We start from the raw sequence: 17,426 nt of genomic DNA, 5'->3' as shown, positions 1-17,426 counted from the left end.
AGGAGTGAAAACGAACCAAAATCAATTTGCCACACAAAAGACTCTCTGAGCAATATCAAAGAGTCTTTCCCTCCAAGGCCGATCTAACCTTGCCATCATCTAGCAAAACTAGAAGGTCAAGTATGGACTACTTGTCCTTCTTTCCAAACTTATTCTTGATCTTAGAACCAAGATCTTTAGCCTTGACTGTGGAACCAGATGGTTTTCTCCCACTTGTCAAATCCGCCCAACCCGCTTTTCCGAGGCGACGTAGATTTTGCTCAAATATTACGGCTGACGCCAACATTATCAAAAACCCAAAAATGCCAAGGAAAACAGAGATGGAAAAGGTCAAGACCGTCACGACCAATCCGACTACAAAGGTCAACGTTGACCACTTGCAGTTTCGGCCTGCGTGTCTATAAACCGTCTCTTCTCTTACGCGAGCCGCGAAATTCGGATCCGACTCGTAAAAATTTCTCTCTATCTCTCGCAGAATGTTCTGCTCATGCTCTGAAAGAGGCAAGGTATCCTCCTTTGAAGCTCGTGATAACACTAACCTGTTATTCAACAATATCTCATAACAATGCTACAACCCAAAACTTCCTTTAATAAGTCGACAAACAAGAGTTATGCCTTTAGCTGCGGAATATTTTTGCCAATTAAGATAAATTTTGACAGATCTCAGATAAATGACGAAATTCTTGCTCATCTGTCGAAGATATGACTCGAGATTTGACAGGATCGCTTCCAGCTCTCAGAGTCAAATTCACCAACCCCGGCCCATCGACGTTGTGCTGTAGGACTTCATCTTCAGTCGATCCTGTCACGATCGCCTTAACTCCCGAACCCGACAAGATCGCCTGTGAAGCGCCCGCCCTTATCAACTCTGAAAGATCGTCGCTAAGCCTAGGTCGAAGAGTTGCATGAACCACAACTTTATATCCGGCCTCGGTAAGCCTCTCGATCAAACCCACAGAGTATAAATTTCGCTCGTGATATGAAGAGCCTTCCACCTCAATAATTCTCATCTATGACTCCACCTGATTTACAATACGTCGAAACGTCTCTGCATACGGAACGCCTAAACGTCGCCCCAAAGTTTTAGCAGTCGTATCGATCGACTCTCCAAGGCGGACAAAACGACCCCCCACTTGCGTACGATGGCTCAAGACTGCCTTTGTCTTTAATTCCAAACCAAGCGAAATATCGATGGCCACATTTGGCTCTTGGGTTCCCGAGAGCAAGACGGTCGACACCCTATGGGGCGCTCCAGCTTCGGGGAAATAGTGAGGAAGATGGCTAGCAGGAAAGACTGAATCCAAAACGGCAAAGCCGAGTTCCCGATGGTCCCTGTGATTAAAGTAGGTAGAACCAAAAAAGGTCGCCGTCGGATCGTGTGTCAGAACCACCTGGGGTTGCAAGGAACGAAGCCTCTCAACGATGCGACCACGCAGTACGAGATCATTTTCAACCTCTCCATCAGGAATCGAAAACGACTCTACCAACGATACTCCTAAGCATTTTGAAGCCTCAGAGATCTCCTTAACTCTCAATTGAGAGAGACGCTCGGTCGAGATCAAAGAGTCGGTAGTTCCCTTTTCCCCTAGGCATGCAATAATGAGCGTTACCGCCGCTCCTTTTTGTGCCCATGTCGCAATCGTTCCGCCTGCCCCTATGTCTGCATCATCTGGATGGGCAAAAACACAAAGCACAGATTTGGGCACTTGCTTGATCAATTGCATTGCCATCTAATAATGCACCCTGTGATGAAAGAGAACTTCGCTAAGAGAGTTAAAGATCATCTGGGATATCTACAATGACTTTATAGGCATAGTCCAATTGGGAGTCATCTACGTCTTTGTGAGTAACAAAGCGCAACTTTCTGGGACCAATTGGATTCACCAAGACACCTTGAGAGTTGAGGTAGGTTGAGATTGCATCTGCTTGAGGATGGTCAAAGACGATAATATTGGTCTCAGGCAGATAATCTTCTCCAACGTAGCTACCGAAGCGCGCTTTGACCGCCTCTGAAAGATGACGCGCTCGAGCATGATCCTCAGCTAGACGGTCCACCATCGTCTCCAAAGCTACGATCCCCGCTGCTGCCAATACCCCTACTTGTCGCATCTGACCACCAAGCACACCTCTTTCATAGCGAGCACGCTCTATGAACTCACTACTACCAGCCAATAAAGAACCAACCGGGGCAGCTAAACCCTTAGAAACACATGTCATTACCGAATCGGCATAAGATGCAAATGTTGCAGCTGCAACCCCACTGGCAACCTCGGCATTGAAAAGCCGTGCACCATCCATATGAATCGCTAGGCCCCCAGCGGCTTGACGGACGCTTTCGAGGCGCTCGATGGGCCAGATACGGCCTCCCGATGGCATGTGGGTATTTTCCAGGCAAATAAGAGAAAATTGGACGTCCCAATAACCCTGAGAAGATGTCGCCTCTTGGATCGCCTCGCCACCAAATGACCCCGACTCGTCATCCAAGAGATAGAAAGTCGTTCCTGCATTTCTAGCTGAACCGCCGTACTCAAAGACCACAACGTGCTGATATCGCCCAGCGGCAACCCAACTTCCCGGTTGGGCATGGCATCGTATAGCGATCTGATTCGCCATCACTCCAGATGGAACAAAGAGCGCGGCCTCCTTACCCACTCGCTCGGCATAGATAGCTTCGAGCTTGGCTACTGTTGGATCTTCTCGGTACAGGTCGTCCCCTACCTCAGCATTGGCCATAGCGTTACGCATTTGAGGAGTAGGCTTTGTAACTGTATCGGATCTCAGGTCAACTTGAGTTATTGTCATAATTAATCAAGCTTAGCTACCGTTGTAATAGACGATAGTTATCATTTGTGGTTCGAACTACAAACAAATTGGATGATTAAGTCTATGTCACCAACCTCACAAGCCCTATCCATCAGCGAGCTATCATAGCCCAAGATATTTTCAACAAACCATCACAGTGCAACATCACAGTACGACATCACAGGGCGACATCACAGGGCGACCCTATCTAAATCGACTGAGAAAAGTGTAACCAAAGATGCTCATGCAATTATCCCTTTCCCTTTCCCTCTCCTCCGTGTGAAGCCAAAAAGAAGACCTTTGGTCAAAAATCTCTCCAAAGAGGTAAAAATTTAATTAAAGTTTGGAATTTTTTTGAAATAAATTGAAAAACATTTCTTCGAGAAGAAGGTGCTTTTGACAAGGGCGCAAAATATCCAAATCAATATAGTAAATACCTATCAGTAATGACAAATAGATCAACCCTTCATCGTTATATGTCAACAGCACTCTATCGACACCGAAATAGGAACCAATAGATGAAAAACTAACCCTAAATTACCGAGACCAGCTTCCGATTAAGGGCAAAAGCAAGGCGATAAAATCCAAAGTGGTCAACAACTATCAGGTAAAGCAAAAAATTGTAAAACAACAAACCTAAAGCCCATCGCAAGTTCGATCTAGAAAGGTCGATCCCTAACCAACACTCTCATAAGAGCAAACAACGGCTCATGGAATCGCCATGAACTCCAGCGCCCCCTAAGTCACATGGCCATACCGGAGTCATCGACGTATTAGCTCTTTTGGAGATATGTGTGAGGAATGAGAAATAACTGACATCCATTTGGCAATCTTGTGTAATTCAGATAATGCCGCGGTGCGATAAGGTGACAAGGTTCGCTCAAACAAAGCTACGAAAATGTATTAACGAAGAATCACGTCAGCGATCGAAAAGCAACAATCACTAAGACATGAGCGCAATGAGACCATGGCTGTAATGAAATCTTGGGTGTAATAAGGCAACGACCTCAAGCACCTACCTCGCTCTTAACTACCCAACCATAACCACTCACTCATAGCCATCGGGCAAGTAACTACCTCCGTAAAAGGCAATAACCACTTCCAGAAGCTATCGTTTAGTCGATCCAAAAAGCAGGTCTTACAGCCTTTAGCAAGACCCCAAAGAGTCGCCCAGAGACAAATCGAACTAAGTTCATAGTCATGAACGAGATAACACTACGCCACAATGCCGCCCTCGAGATTGCGCTTATCGCCTCGAACTTCATAACCGAATCAATATCAGCACCAGAATTCAAACTCGCAGTCACCACCAAATCCTCCCGAACCGACATGGTTACCCAGATCGACGGAGGAGTAGAGTCCCTAATACAAAAAGAGATCATCACTCGGTTCCCAGACGATTCCATCCTCGGAGAAGAACATGGATCGATCACCGGCACCAGTGACTACGAGTGGGTAGTCGATCCGATCGATGGAACCACAAACTTTGTCTATGGATTTCCTGCATACGCCATATCCATAGCGATCCGCGATCGCAATACAAAAAAGGCAGTTGCTGGCGTGGTACGCGATATCCCCCGAAGGCGTGTTTTTGAAGCGATTGCTGGTGAGGGTGCCATGCTTGATGGGATAAAGATAAGGGTCACAGACCTATCTGAGATCTCCGGAGCACTCATCGGAACGGGATTCTCCTATTCCGACACAATTCGTATTCGTCAGGGAGAGGTAATTTCAAGGATCATAACTAAAATCCGAGATATTCGACGAATGGGCGCGGCATCGCTTGACCTTTGCATGGTCGCATGTGGCGAACTTGATGGCTATTACGAAATTGGCCTTCAGCCATGGGACTACATGGCAGGAGCCCTAATAGTAACTGAAGCCGGCGGACAAATAAGCGGCGGAGATTTAGATGAACCGTCATATGAAATGATGGTCGCCTCAAATTCACTCATTCACAAAGAGCTGCGAGCCCTGATCAAGAAGTGACGATCTCTACCTTTTTTCTACCTTTTTCGAGTCAAAATACTACATCTATTCGCTCGTTACAAATGTCCAATTATCCAACAAGAATAGATTTCAATGGTTATGACTCGAAAATAGCTCCCTGGATTAGAACTGTATTCTTGATCAATTAGAGTCATTTCTACTAAAACCTATACAGCGTAAATTAGCAAATTAAACGACATAAAACTAGTATTTGCTATGCAAAATCGCACCGACCATACGGCTTGGCTAGGTAATCAAAATAGATTTTACTAATAGTGAAATCTAACTATTTCATCTTGATAATCAATTATCAAAAAATAAATAAGAATGCCCCAAAACTCAATTCACTTGAAAAAAAACGTCCAGGGGTGAATTGAAATATTAATATCATGTGACTAATGTCATTCGAGAAAGCTTCTAAGCGGGGTGCTTGGGGCAACTAAAACATCATCTTTGATGGGGGTAAAATAACAATGAAATCAAGCCGGACAAATTCCAGACTCAAAGGACTAGCGGGGTTCAACAGTTCCAATGGGAGCCGGATCGCCCGAGGCGCACTTGCTGCGGCAGCTCTGGCATTGATCGCAGGAGCGTGCGGTAGCACTTCATCTTCGTCATCTTCGTCAAGCACAACAGCTGCAGCTGCGACCTCGACAACGGCGGCGGTCCCTCAGGTAACAACTTCATCGCTCGACAGCACATTCGCTGCTATGTCTAGCCTCAAGCCACTTGTAAGCCAAGGAAAAGGTAAAGTTGCAGTCATCCTTCCTGACACTCAGTCTTCTGCTCGTTATGTGGCCTTCGATGCTCCATATCTAGCCAAAGCCTTTGCAGACGCTGGTTACTCATCGAGCAACTACATCATCGAAAACGCACAGGGCAGCGACGCAACACAGCTCTCTGATGCACAAGCTGCGATCACCAACGGTGCTAGCGTCTTGGCAGTGGATCCGATCGACTCCGGCGTAGGTGCCTCAATCGAGTCATACGCTGCAGCACACGGCGTAAAAGTCATCGACTATGACCGCATTACCCTCAAGGGCAGCGCCAGCTATTACGTTAGCTTCAACAACGTACAGGTAGGAAAGCTAATTGGACAATCCTTCTTGAGCTGCGTAACTGCATGGAACGTAAAGAATCCACAGGTTTACATCCTTGATGGTTCGCCAACAGACAACAACGCAACCCTCTTCGCTCAGGGCTACAACTCAGTCTTAGCTCCTGCGTTCGCCTCAGGTAAACTCACCAAAGTCGGCGAGCAAGCTGTTACCAACTGGGACAACCAAGTCGCATTGACCGACTTCCAGCAGGCCTATACCGCACATCCAAATATCAATGCGGTTGTAACGGCTAACGACGGACTCGGAAATGCTGTCGTTTCCGCCCTCAAGACACTAAATGTCAAGCCATTTACGGTACCTACCACAGGCCAGGATGCAACCCTTCAAGGAATGACAAATATCCTCCAAGGATACCAGTGCTCCTCGATCTACAAGCCAATCTACCTTGAGGCTCAGGCAACTGTAGCCTTGGCAACCTACCTCCGAGCTGGCATTACGCCTCCTTCGGGCTTGGTAAATGGCACGACCAACAATCAAACCACCAATGTTCCATCCGTACTCTTGACTCCAATTACGGTTACGGCTAGCAACATGGCATCAACTGTTATCAAAGATGGATTCATCCAAAAGTCTGCACTTTGTGTTGGAACAGTCGCCGCCCTTTGTACAAAGAACGGCATCTAAGTCAATCAAACTAAATAGTTGACTGCACCATTGGGGACAGCCTTCAACTAACAAAACCGAACCGGGATCTCCAAGCAACTGCTGGGATCCCGGTTCTTGTATTGTTCATGTTGCAATGCAACGCATCAAGAAGGAAGGATGTGGAGATGCCAGAAAGTCAAACTATGGCTAACTCTCATGAATTACTTGAACTCTATAAAGTATCGAAAAGTTTCGGACCAGTTCAGTCATTAGCGGATGTAGACCTAACGATTCCCCTAGCCAAAGTAACTGCTCTCGTTGGCGATAACGGCGCTGGGAAATCTAGTCTCGTAAAGTGCATAGCTGGCATTCATAGCGCTGATAGCGGCGAGATAGTCTTTGAAGGAAAACACATCAAATTAAAGAGTCCCAGGGATGCCGCGGATCTCGGCATCGAGACTGTTTACCAAGATCTAGCGCTCTGTGACAACTTAGACATCGTACAAAACATGTTTTTAGGTCGCGAACGAACCAGAAAAGGTCTCTTAGACGAAGACTCCATGGAACAATCTGCCAAAGAGACACTCGCGAGTCTGTCAGTGACAACAGTTCGTTCAATTCGCCAACCAGTAGCATCACTGTCTGGCGGTCAACGTCAAGCTGTCGCTGTAGCCAAAGCCGTGATGTGGAATGCAAAGTTGGTCATCATGGACGAACCAACCGCAGCACTAGGCGTAGCTCAGACGAGAATGGTACTTGATTTAGTACGCCGATTAGCCGAACGTGGTCTTGGAGTGCTAATCATCTCCCACAATATGAATGACGTCTTCGAAGTTGCAGATCGAATCGCGGTACTACGATTGGGACGAATGGTCGCCCAAGAAGATGTAAAAGCATTTGATCGCCAAATCATAGTTGACCTTATGACAACTGGATCATCAACGCGAACAGCTGCCAAGGCCAACTCGCATGGAATTGAAAGCAAGGAGAATTGACGATGGCTCCAAATATGCAACCTTATGAATCGGCTCTCGACACCAATGAGAACCAGCCAAAAGACGATATCGTCGCTAAAGTGGCCGAAGACGACGCGCTTCCCGCCGCTGCTGGGGCAAACTACGTCGAAGTAAACACCCTTTCGGAATATATCTCTAGTTCAATCTCCAAGGTAAAAAATGGGGATTCAGGGATCCTTCCCGTACTGGTTGGCCTCATAATCATCGCGATTATCTTCCAATCGCTGAATTCAAACTTTCTCTCTGCTGGAAACCTGGTCAACCTACTCTCCCAAGGTGCGGTATATATCATGCTCGCACTAGGAGAGATCTATGCATTGCTCCTGGGCGAGATCGACCTCTCCATTGGCTATGTAGCTGGCGTTGCTGGAATCATAACTGCGCAGTTGGCCTCTGCACAACACAACTGGCCATGGTGGGCAGCCATAATTGTTGCACTCTTGGTAGCTGGAGCAATTGGAGCCATACAGGGAACCATCATCACTCGAGTAGGATTACCCTCCTTTGTCGTGACACTTGCGGGTCTTCTAGGCTGGCAAGGGGTAATGCTCCTCATTCTTGGAAATGGTGGAACTCTACCAATAAGCTCGAACGTTCTCAACGATCTAGCAAATGCGAGTATTACTCCGACCGCAGGTTGGATAGTGATTATTGCGCTTGTGGCGGTATACGCCGCCATAACGCTGGCTCGTGAATTCAGACAACGCAAGAATTCACTCCACCATACACCAGCCTCTCTCGTATATTTTAAGATCGCCGGAGCCGCAATTGCGGGTGTGGTCTTGGTCTTGATATCCAATGCGAACCGTGGCGTATTAGTGCCGATCGAAGGACTCCCCTGGGTGGTCCTCATCGTCATAGCCTTTGTAGCGGCTTGGAGCCTTCTTCTCGGAAGAACAAAGTATGGTCGCTACGTCTATGCTGTCGGTGGTAACGGCGAAGCAGCGCGTCGAGGTGGCGTCAATCTTGCCGTTATCAAGACAATCGCATTCGCCTTAGCATCCTTCACCGCTGGAGCTGCGGGCATTCTCTATGCGTCGCGTCTTCGTTCGGTCTCAACAAGCCTCGACGGAGGCACCTTGGTGCTCTATGCGGTAGCTGCGGCAGTCATAGGTGGAACCAGCCTATTTGGTGGCAAGGGCAAGCCAATACATGCTGTACTTGGTGGCATTGTCATCGCAGGTATCGACAATGGAATGGGCCTTCTTGGAATTAGCGCTGCGCTTCGACTCATCGTTACTGGACTAGTTCTACTAGCAGCTGTAGTTATCGATGCACTAGCACGTAGAGGAAAAACCACCCGCTAATAAACCCACAGGGCTATAAGATCCCCCAACCAAATAAGACAAGAGGCAGCTTCCCCCACTTAAGGCTGTCTCTTGTCTTATCTTCACGATCAAGCCAAATCCGACCATAGACTATTTCGCATTCGCGGAGCTGACCTGGTATGCGTGATACTCATAACTTCGAGATCACCAAAAACCAAAGAATAAGTCAAATCTGGCGAAATCTTTATAGCCCCTGCGAGTAAGATAAGCATCGCAAGGCTTGGGGACCACCGTAGGCAAAAAAGCTTAGAACTTCAATGAATCAATCGATCAGAGTTCAAGATCGATCTTTAGGCTCGCTACCTCTTTTTCAAAGTCATCTGGGTCTTCAAAATCCTTATAGACCGAGGCAAACCTAAGATAACCGACCTTGTCGATTTGGCGCAGGACATCTAATACCGCAATCCCAATCGCAGAGGAATTTACGTCGGAGGATGCTAAGCGAAACCGCTCTTCTATGTCGGCCACAGTTGCTTCTATAAAGGACGAATCAAATGGTCGATTCTTTAGAGCTGCCGCAATTCCGCCAAAAAGCTTTCCACGGTCAAAAGGTTCGCGAATCCCCGAGCGCTTTATGACCACCAAGGGGACTTCTTCAATCCTCTCGAAAGTCGAAAAACGGCGCTGGCACGAGATACATTCGCGGCGCCGACGAATAGTCCTACCATCCTCAATCACTCGGGAATCAACAACTTTGTCTTCGTGATTCCCACAAGTAGGACAGCGCACTATTTCTCCCTGGTCACTTTCCCCTAGTTAACTTGACCCTGATTCTATCATATGGAGCCAAAGACTAAGCGTAGTCCAAAATACACTACCATAGGACGATACCAAAAGAGAAATGCCTAGACAAAGCTGATAAACAAGGTCCGTCCCCGATGCTAAAGGGCTCTGAGGGACAATCAAAAACTGGACTATTGGCCTTTGGACTTCTAAAGTCCTTTACTAAAGCACCACATAACAAAGAAACCACAACGAAAGAGAAAAGGTGTCACCAAAAATTATGGATCCTTGAACGCTTCGATAGCCTCCTAGGGGATCGCAATAACTTCGCCTGGATAGATCGTCGTCGTACCCAATTTAGCCAAGATACGCTCTTCAACCGAGAATACGCTTTGACCATTCGCAAAGCGTTGCGAAATCGTCCATACCGTATCTCCGGGTTGAACCACATAGTGACGAACCGAAGCCAAAGCGATCTTTGATGGCACTCCCATGGAGCTGAAATAGAGAGATAAGCAGAGAGAGAGCAACACAAAACCTACCAAGATCGCGCCTTTCATCGTCTCCGACAATGAAAGGCGATCATCCTTTGCGGTCCTGGTTTTAGCGTGTAACGCCACGGCGCTCGAGGCATAGACTGCCCGATAATTTGGCCGATCTTTCAGATATGATCCAAAACTCATTTGAGAGTGGCTCATATTATCACCTTCATAAAGATAGACGTCGGACCTAATCCGAGGTGGTATGGCTGATCTGTCGATTCCATACTTAGTGGTATCTAAATAACCTGACGCCGAATTTTCGCTAGACAACATTGAAATTACTCCCCAATCGCAATAACCTCTCGAACACTGATACTAGTTTATCGAACACATGTACGTTCGATAAAATAGAACAAATGTTGTATTTCCTCGAACAAAGTGATAACATGTCACTATGACAACTGAGCCGCCAAATAACGAGATTTTGACCGTCAAGCGTCGTGAGATCCTCACGTATATAGAGCGGACTCAAATTGAGCGTGGATATCCGCCATCTGTAAGAGAGATCGCTACAGCATGTTCGCTCTCGTCACCAGCGTCTGTTCAGTTTCACCTGAAAGTTCTCCAAAAACAGGGATTCCTCATGCGCGACCTATCCAAGCCACGCGCGCTAACCGTGAACATGTCATCGAGGTCCTTATCCTCATCTAATGACGATGCCCTTTCGATCCCCGTAATCGGACTTATTGCAGCTGGATCAGGAGCCCTCGCCCTTGAAAATCCAACCGATGAAGTTGCACTAATACCGGCTTTTCTTGGGGACGCCACGACCCTCTTTGCCCTGAGAGTAAAGGGTGATTCAATGATTGGCGATGGAATCTTCGAGCGCGACATCATCGTCGCTCGAAAACAGTCCACCGCTACAACTGGTGAATTAGTAATTGCCGGCCTAAGGGACGAAACCGAGGCTACGGTAAAGAGAATTGAGATCGATAGGGCAAAAAATAGAATCGTCCTAAAGCCGTCCAACCCAGCCTATAGCCCAATGCAATATCCGATGGATCAAGTAGCAATCTATGGCCGCGTTGTCTTTCTTCAAAGACAATTTTAAAGATTTGCTAGCTTAGTATTTCACCATTGTCCAAAGGTGACGCTCACAACCAAGTCGACAACTTCGTTAAAATCAACTCTCAACGAAGTTGAGATATAGTTAGGGGCAAAAGATACGAAAGGGCTATTTCTCCGACCGTAATCCAATTACTTGAGATCCAATTACTTGAGATAAAGTCAAATAGCAGAAATCTAGCTCTTGTATAGATACAATCTCTTGATCGGTATGGGCCAAAGTTGGATCACCAGGTCCAAAGTTACAAGCTGAAACTTGACGCTCCCAAAAAAATGCAACATCCGTCCAGCCCAGTTTGGCCCTTACCTTCCCACCAGCGACATCTGACAAGCTAGAGATAAGGCTATTTCCAAGATTGGGTGGGGCCGAAGGAGCCCAGTCAACAAGCTCTACCTTATCTCCGTAATCACTGGAAATTTTCGAAGTTAGAAACTCCTCGATCTCCAAAAGCGATTGCGAATCATTCCCCGCTGGTGCAAATCGGTAATTTACGCCGATCTCGACCCGATCCGGGACAACATTGCCGGCTATTCCCCCATTGATCGAGGTAGCAAGAAGCGACTCCTTGAAGTCACAGCTATCAATAGAAACCGCTTTGGATACATAGCTGTCGAGCGCTCCAAGAAGTGCATAACTACGATGGATTGCATTGACTCCCATCCAAGGTCGAGCGCTATGAGCTCGCTCTCCGGCAATTGTCACTTTGAATTTAGCAGTACCCTGGCAACCTGCCTCTATATATCCTCCGGTTGGCTCCATGAGCACTGCCCCCGATGCCCTCAAAAGCCCTCGGTTAAAAGCTTCAATCTCAAGAAGTCCAGAGAAGCTCCGGCTTATCTCTTCACTGGCATAAAATACATATCTAACGTACTTGCCGCCAATTTGCGATAGAAGTAGCTTCATCATTACCGCAATGCCGCCCTTCATGTCGACAGCACCTAAACCACATAGGGAATCTGCGACAATCTTTGGCTTCAAGTTAGGCGATGGTGGGACAGTATCAATATGACCAGCGATTATTATTCCTTGGTCATCCATGTAGCCGCTAGGGGTCGCCACTATATTGTTGCCGATTCGAACCAGATCATAGAAGTCCGAGACCCTCAGTCGACCCTCGATAAAATCAGCAATCTCTCGTTCATTTCTTGAGAGAGAGTCGATGCAGACTAACTCATAGGCCAGATCAAGAAGGTCTCTACTTTCCATGTTAAAGAGCAACTCCACTCTCGCGTAGAAAATCATTTAGAGCGGTCTTGTCGTGGCGTTGCCCCTTGTCTAGTCGCTTTATCACAAGGACACAGGGTAGGTAGAACTCTCCACCGCTAAATTGCTTACGACGTGAACCCGCTACTGCGACTGCCCACGGAGGAATGTGGCCCCTTGATATCTCCTCGCCAGATTCTGTATCAATGACTGGAATCGACGGATTCAAAATCACTCCAGCGCCCACGACCGCACCCTTACCAACTCGAGCCCCCTCGGTGATCATCGCACGGGACCCAATGAACGCCTCGTCCTCTATTATTACAGGTGCCGCTTGAGGAGGCTCAAGGACTCCACCGATTCCAACCCCACCTGCCAAATGAACGCGCTTGCCAATCTGCGCACACGAACCCACGGTCGCCCAAGTGTCCACCATGGTATCTTCCTCAACACGGGCGCCAAGATTGACGTAACTTGGCATCATTGTGACTCCTGGTGCGAGATATGATCCCCAGCGCGCAGAGGCTCCTGGAACCACTCGAACTCCTATGGCCTCATAGTTAGACTTGAGCGGAATCTTATCTCGAAACTCAAAGGGGTTGGAGTTGGTCGTTTCCATAGGAGAGACCCTAAAGAGCAAGAGGATTGCTCGTTTGATCCATTCATTCACAAAGACACTGCCATCTTCTTGAATAAAGGCGACGCGCAGATCACCAGAGTCCAATTGATCGATAACCTTAGCAATAGTTCGATAGGCATCTAAATCATTCGGATTTAATTTATCACGCGATTGCCATAATTCTTCGATTTGCGACTCGAGCACAAATCCTCCATTTCCAATGTCAAACAAATTTTGGTACACAAAGTTTCAATTTCAATATCGAACTATCACACTACCAAGGCCAATGTCACACAAGTCGCATTTGGGCCCAACCAAACAATTACAATTCGACAAATAGGATAATTCTCATGGCCATTGCTAAGGCAAAAAGGCCAGCCCCCAATTTCTAGAATCTCTTAGTAGAGCTGCTTGGTAAGATCTCAAGGGAAGTTCCAAAACAAGACCACAGCCTTTTTGGGTTCGACAGCTCCAAACGGCAGCCCTAAAAGTCCACGTGCTAGCGCAATCTCTCTAAGATCCCAAAGAGTGTTTGAGTTGGTGCCACAGCTGCCAGGCGAAGATAGTTACGACTACTTTGACCATAGAACTCTCCTGGACTGCCAATAATCCCTGTCGCCTTGGCGAATGCGGCGGCGATGGCAAAACCATCCTCGTTGTCCTGGCCATGTAACCAAATGTAAAAACCACCTTGGGGAAATGTCGCTAAATAGCCAAGCCTCTCAACGATCTCTAGCAAGATCGTCAATCTCTCTCGATATATGTTTGCTTGGTGGTTTACGTGAACTTGGTCTCCAAGCAACTTGGTTGCAATAGCCTGCATCGGACCAGGGATCATCAAGCCGCCATGTTTTCTCACCTCGGCTAGGTATTCAACCAGAGTGGCATCTCCAGCATAAAAGCCAACTCGACCACCTGCAAAGTTTGATCGCTTAGAGAGAGAGTGTATAGCTAGCAAATCTTGAGTTCCGTGCTCTAATATCGTTCTAGGCGGACCGTCCCAAGTGAATTCAACGTAACACTCATCAGAGATGACCACAAATCCAAATCTTCGCCCGATGGCAACTGCGCGGGATAAATCGCTCACCGCTCCAGCCGGATTCGAAGGCGAATTGACCCACAGACAGAGAGTCCTCTCCAAGATCGCCTCGTCGATGGCTCCAAGGTTAAGCTCACCTGAGGGCAAGAGGGGTACTGCGATGGGTGTACATCCACCGAGAAGCGCCCCCATTGCATAGGTAGGATAGGACACCTGGGGATACAACACAACATCGCGATCTGGGGTTCGCAACCGCAGATAATTAGGGGTCGATGCCACAAACTCCTTGAGTCCGACACAAGCCGCTAGCTGATTTGCCTCTAGTTCAACTCCGAGTCGCTCATAATTCCACTTTAAACAGGCATCTCTAAGGTCAGCCGATCCAATCGAACTTGGATAACCACGCGCACTCACAAGTTGAGAGGAGAGCTCACCGACAAAATCAGGAAGGGGGTCGATCGGAGTTCCGATCGAGAGATCAACGACCTCCAGACCGGCTTCGATTGGCAGTTTTTTAATCTCACCGAGACGATCATGAGGATATGGAGGAGGAACAAAACCACTAGTCATATTAAAGACAATAGATCCTCATATCCATAGAATGAAACGTTGTTGAGGCATCAAAACTGAGAGTTGGACCGAAGTCAAAGTGACGGAACGACAAACTCCTCAAAGAGACCAAGACTTCCACTATCTAAACGTGCTGTTATCTCATAGCCTTCGTCGGTTGAGGTCATAGATAGAATCTCACCCTCACTATGGAGTCGAGCTAAAATATCCCCTCTAGATAGGGCGATTTTGAGATAATAGATCTTGGTCTGTTCCCTTATCAATGCAGCAATTTGAAGACGAAGTTCCTCCAAGCCATCACCACGAACCGCCGATACAAATACAGCTTGAGGAAAGTCCAGCCGCAAAGTCGATAGGTCTTCGACTAAGTCAATCTTATTAAAGACCAATAATTCGCGAACGTTCTCAGCATCTATTTCAATCAGAACCTCCCGAACCGCACGCATCTGACCGTGAGGATCCGGTGAAGTTGCATCTACGACATGTAGCAAGAAGTCTGACTCACGAACGACCTCGAGGGTTGACCTAAAGGACTCGATTAATTGGTGTGGCAACTTCTTTATAAAGCCGACGGTATCCGAGAGCAGAAACCCCTCGCCACCTGGGAGCAACATCCTACGGGTTCGAGTGTCGAGCGTTGCAAACAACTTGTTCTCTACAAAGACATCCGAATCACACAGAGCATTTATCAATGACGACTTCCCTGCATTGGTGTAGCCAACTAAAGAAGCAGTCTGAGTTCTTGATGCCACCCGCGAAGATGCTTGGACTCGCCTATTCTTTGCATAGTCATCCAATTGATGTTTGAGGCGTGATATCCGGGCCTGAATTCTACGGCGATCCTCTTCAAGTTTGGTCTCGCCTGGACCTCGCGTTCCGATCCTACCGGTCTGCTGGGAAAGCGAGATCCCTCTACCCCGTAGACGTGGAAGACGATAACTCAAAAGCGCCAATTCGACTTGGGCTTTACCCTCCATCGACTTTGCATTTTGTGCGAAGATATCCAAGATCAGTGCGGTTCTGTCGATTGCAGTCCTACCAAGAACCTTTTCAAGATTCCGCTGTTGAGCCGGAGTTAGCTCATCGTCAAAGATAACAGTATCGCAATCAGTTGCATATGAAAGCTCCTTGAGTTCTTCAACCTTTCCCTTTCCAAGGAAATACCCTGGATCCCGAGCGGCCATGCGCTGAGTAAGACGGCCAACTACGTCGGCCCCCGCAGTATCGACAAGAAGTGCCAACTCAGTAAGCGACTCCTCAACTGCCATTGGTGAATCCCCAGGGAAGACTGCGCCGACAAGCACAATCTTCTCCCTAAAACTACGTTCAATTAATGTCATTTGACTACTTCAAACCAAGAAATGGCTTCACAAGGAAAATACCTCGTGGGATGTTTCGATTGTACCAATAAAATTGCTCTCCCCGTTTAATATAGTCTCGCCACTTTTTTCATCATAGAAGACACCAACACGACCACCAGGATTTATTACCTCGACTGGATTTTGGACCATACCTTGAGAGATCAGCAAGTACGCGCTCGCCGTCGAACCTGATCCACAAGCTAAAGTTACACCTACCCCGCGTTCAAAGACGCGCATATCGACGAAATCTGACAATGTGTCACCAATTTGAGCAAGATTGAGCCACTCTACATTGATTCCACCGTCAAATTCGCCTTGAAGATCCAAACCATACCTTTGGATATCCAAGTTATGAAAGATCTCTTTACTAACTCCGCTGCGTGATATCGACCCAGTTGACTCTAGTTTGGGGACTAATACCAAATGGGGATTGCCCACATTTAGCACAGTTCCCATCCAGTCAACTCCCAAAAAGGAGTAGGAACGTGAAAAGACCTCTCCCACCACGGATACCTCGCCCATCGAAACCGAAAATTCACATCTCGTATCTTTCGGATCCCCTAGCACAGAGATCGAGCGAACTCCTCCTTTGGTAGAGATATCAAAGTGATCATCGTTCAGAATTGCAAACTTCCTACTTGCATGAGCCAAGCATCGAATACCATTCCCGCTGATTTCTGCTTCCGAGCCATCGGCATTAAAAAGTCTCATATTTAGACGCGAGCTTTCGTCAACAAATCCGACTATCAGCCCGTCTGCGCCTACTCCATGCCTGCGATCCAAAAGTGAGACAACTCGCTTTGAGATGTCATCTGGGAGATCATTATTTGAATCGATAAAGGTGACTAGAAAATCGTTACCGAGCCCTTCGAATTTATATAAGGAGCGCAAATTGTTCACCACTACAAGCATAACTTTGAACCGACTACTTCATGATATTACAACGAGTACTCGTAAGTCACCGATTACAGCCAGGATCAATTGAAAGCGATACCGGGTTGGAAGATTGTCGACGGACTCCAAAATATCATTAGGTCCAGATTTCTCCTTGAACGAACTGGGCGCGATAGTTCAGCTAATCTTATGAAAGATTTGATCTAAATTTAATGCAACTTTACCCTTTTATTAATCCAGACATAATTGAATGTTACATTAGAGAAAGGCGTTAGAGATTCACCTTCAGGAGTTAGATTGAACCACCCCCATGGCACACCCCGCTTAGGTACAATCGTCAACCTGATCTTGAAAGTATCACAGCTATTATGTTGATCCCCATCTCATATATGCAGCTAAGATACCAAGCGCCTTTTCCAGGTTTAGAAACTTTATGAGCGTCTCATCAACTAGAGATACTTCTCAAATCGAGATACTTGTTGAATCGATAGATACGGATCGAGACGCTCTAGTGACTCTTGATGGATCAAAAGAGACAAAGAAAAGCCAAAACCTCTGCTTCTAATAG

At 47.1% G+C, this 17,426-nt stretch carries 16 protein-coding genes; 5 read left to right on the top strand and 11 right to left on the bottom strand.

Annotation, left to right across the window (positions count from 1 at the left end):
* Positions 1-127 precede the first annotated feature (127 nt).
* From ACIDITHRIX25_RS87350 to ACIDITHRIX25_RS87335, 4 genes are all read right to left on the bottom strand, one after another.
* A complete protein-coding gene (locus ACIDITHRIX25_RS87350; RefSeq protein WP_052603902.1) occupies positions 128-505 on the bottom strand; it encodes a DUF3040 domain-containing protein in 378 nt (125 codons plus the stop codon).
* 136 nt (positions 506-641) lie between these two features.
* Positions 642-1,010, bottom strand: coding sequence for a uroporphyrinogen-III synthase (locus ACIDITHRIX25_RS87345; protein ID WP_052603901.1), 369 nt, complete (start codon positions 1,008-1,010; stop codon positions 642-644).
* Entirely contained in the window at positions 1,011-1,730 is a 720-nt protein-coding gene (locus tag ACIDITHRIX25_RS87340; RefSeq protein WP_052603900.1) for a PIG-L deacetylase family protein, read from the bottom strand. It abuts the gene before it with no gap.
* A 43-nt stretch (positions 1,731-1,773) separates the two neighbouring features.
* On the bottom strand, positions 1,774-2,802 hold the full coding sequence (locus ACIDITHRIX25_RS87335; protein ID WP_052603899.1) for a GntG family PLP-dependent aldolase: 1,029 nt from the start codon (positions 2,800-2,802) through the stop codon (positions 1,774-1,776).
* A 1,200-nt stretch (positions 2,803-4,002) separates the two neighbouring features.
* Between ACIDITHRIX25_RS87335 and ACIDITHRIX25_RS87330 the strand changes: the two genes are divergently transcribed.
* The 4 genes from ACIDITHRIX25_RS87330 to ACIDITHRIX25_RS87315 all read left to right on the top strand — a co-directional run bounded on the left by ACIDITHRIX25_RS87330 (position 4,003) and on the right by ACIDITHRIX25_RS87315 (position 8,820).
* Positions 4,003-4,791, top strand: a complete 789-nt coding sequence (locus ACIDITHRIX25_RS87330) for an inositol monophosphatase family protein (RefSeq protein WP_052603898.1) — start codon at positions 4,003-4,005, stop codon at positions 4,789-4,791.
* A gap of 473 nt (positions 4,792-5,264) precedes the next feature.
* Positions 5,265-6,536, top strand: a complete 1,272-nt coding sequence (locus tag ACIDITHRIX25_RS87325; RefSeq protein ID WP_052603897.1) for a sugar ABC transporter substrate-binding protein — start codon at positions 5,265-5,267, stop codon at positions 6,534-6,536.
* A gap of 146 nt (positions 6,537-6,682) precedes the next feature.
* Complete coding sequence (locus tag ACIDITHRIX25_RS87320) at positions 6,683-7,492, top strand: ATP-binding cassette domain-containing protein (protein WP_235347486.1); 810 nt, start codon at positions 6,683-6,685, stop codon at positions 7,490-7,492.
* Positions 7,493-7,494: 2 nt separating this feature from the next.
* Positions 7,495-8,820, top strand: a complete 1,326-nt coding sequence (locus ACIDITHRIX25_RS87315; protein WP_052603896.1) for a sugar ABC transporter permease — start codon at positions 7,495-7,497, stop codon at positions 8,818-8,820.
* Positions 8,821-9,111: 291 nt separating this feature from the next.
* On the opposite strand, the gene nrdR is transcribed toward ACIDITHRIX25_RS87315, so the two are convergent.
* Complete coding sequence (gene nrdR, locus ACIDITHRIX25_RS87310; protein ID WP_052603895.1) at positions 9,112-9,570, bottom strand: transcriptional regulator NrdR; 459 nt, start codon at positions 9,568-9,570, stop codon at positions 9,112-9,114.
* A gap of 302 nt (positions 9,571-9,872) precedes the next feature.
* The gene (locus ACIDITHRIX25_RS87305; RefSeq protein WP_201732248.1) at positions 9,873-10,379 is read right to left on the bottom strand and encodes a LysM peptidoglycan-binding domain-containing protein; all 507 of its coding nucleotides are present in this window, start codon (positions 10,377-10,379) and stop codon (positions 9,873-9,875) included.
* A gap of 121 nt (positions 10,380-10,500) precedes the next feature.
* Here ACIDITHRIX25_RS87305 and lexA point away from each other — a divergent pair, with 121 nt between their 5' ends.
* A complete protein-coding gene (gene lexA, locus ACIDITHRIX25_RS87300; protein WP_052603893.1) occupies positions 10,501-11,157 on the top strand; it encodes a transcriptional repressor LexA in 657 nt (218 codons plus the stop codon).
* Positions 11,158-11,280: 123 nt separating this feature from the next.
* Here lexA and dapE read toward each other — a convergent pair whose 3' ends face one another.
* The 5 genes from dapE to dapF form a co-directional block, all read right to left on the bottom strand.
* Entirely contained in the window at positions 11,281-12,378 is a 1,098-nt protein-coding gene (gene dapE / locus ACIDITHRIX25_RS87295) for a succinyl-diaminopimelate desuccinylase (RefSeq protein ID WP_201732247.1), read from the bottom strand.
* 1 nt (position 12,379) lies between these two features.
* Positions 12,380-13,198 (bottom strand): 2,3,4,5-tetrahydropyridine-2,6-dicarboxylate N-succinyltransferase, encoded by an 819-nt coding sequence (locus ACIDITHRIX25_RS87290; RefSeq protein ID WP_201732246.1) that lies wholly within the window; start codon positions 13,196-13,198, stop codon positions 12,380-12,382.
* A 295-nt stretch (positions 13,199-13,493) separates the two neighbouring features.
* Positions 13,494-14,603, bottom strand: coding sequence for an aminotransferase class I/II-fold pyridoxal phosphate-dependent enzyme (locus ACIDITHRIX25_RS87285; protein WP_201732245.1), 1,110 nt, complete (start codon positions 14,601-14,603; stop codon positions 13,494-13,496).
* Between the two features lie 74 nt (positions 14,604-14,677).
* The gene (gene hflX / locus ACIDITHRIX25_RS87280) at positions 14,678-15,943 is read right to left on the bottom strand and encodes a GTPase HflX (RefSeq protein WP_082058345.1); all 1,266 of its coding nucleotides are present in this window, start codon (positions 15,941-15,943) and stop codon (positions 14,678-14,680) included.
* Between the two features lie 27 nt (positions 15,944-15,970).
* Positions 15,971-16,876, bottom strand: a complete 906-nt coding sequence (gene dapF, locus ACIDITHRIX25_RS87275; protein ID WP_213333384.1) for a diaminopimelate epimerase — start codon at positions 16,874-16,876, stop codon at positions 15,971-15,973.
* Positions 16,877-17,426 lie beyond the last annotated feature (550 nt).

This window comes from Acidithrix sp. C25, from assembly GCF_904848545.2.
Note: the sequence above shows the minus strand (reverse complement) of the source record. Positions and strands in the feature narration are given on the sequence as shown.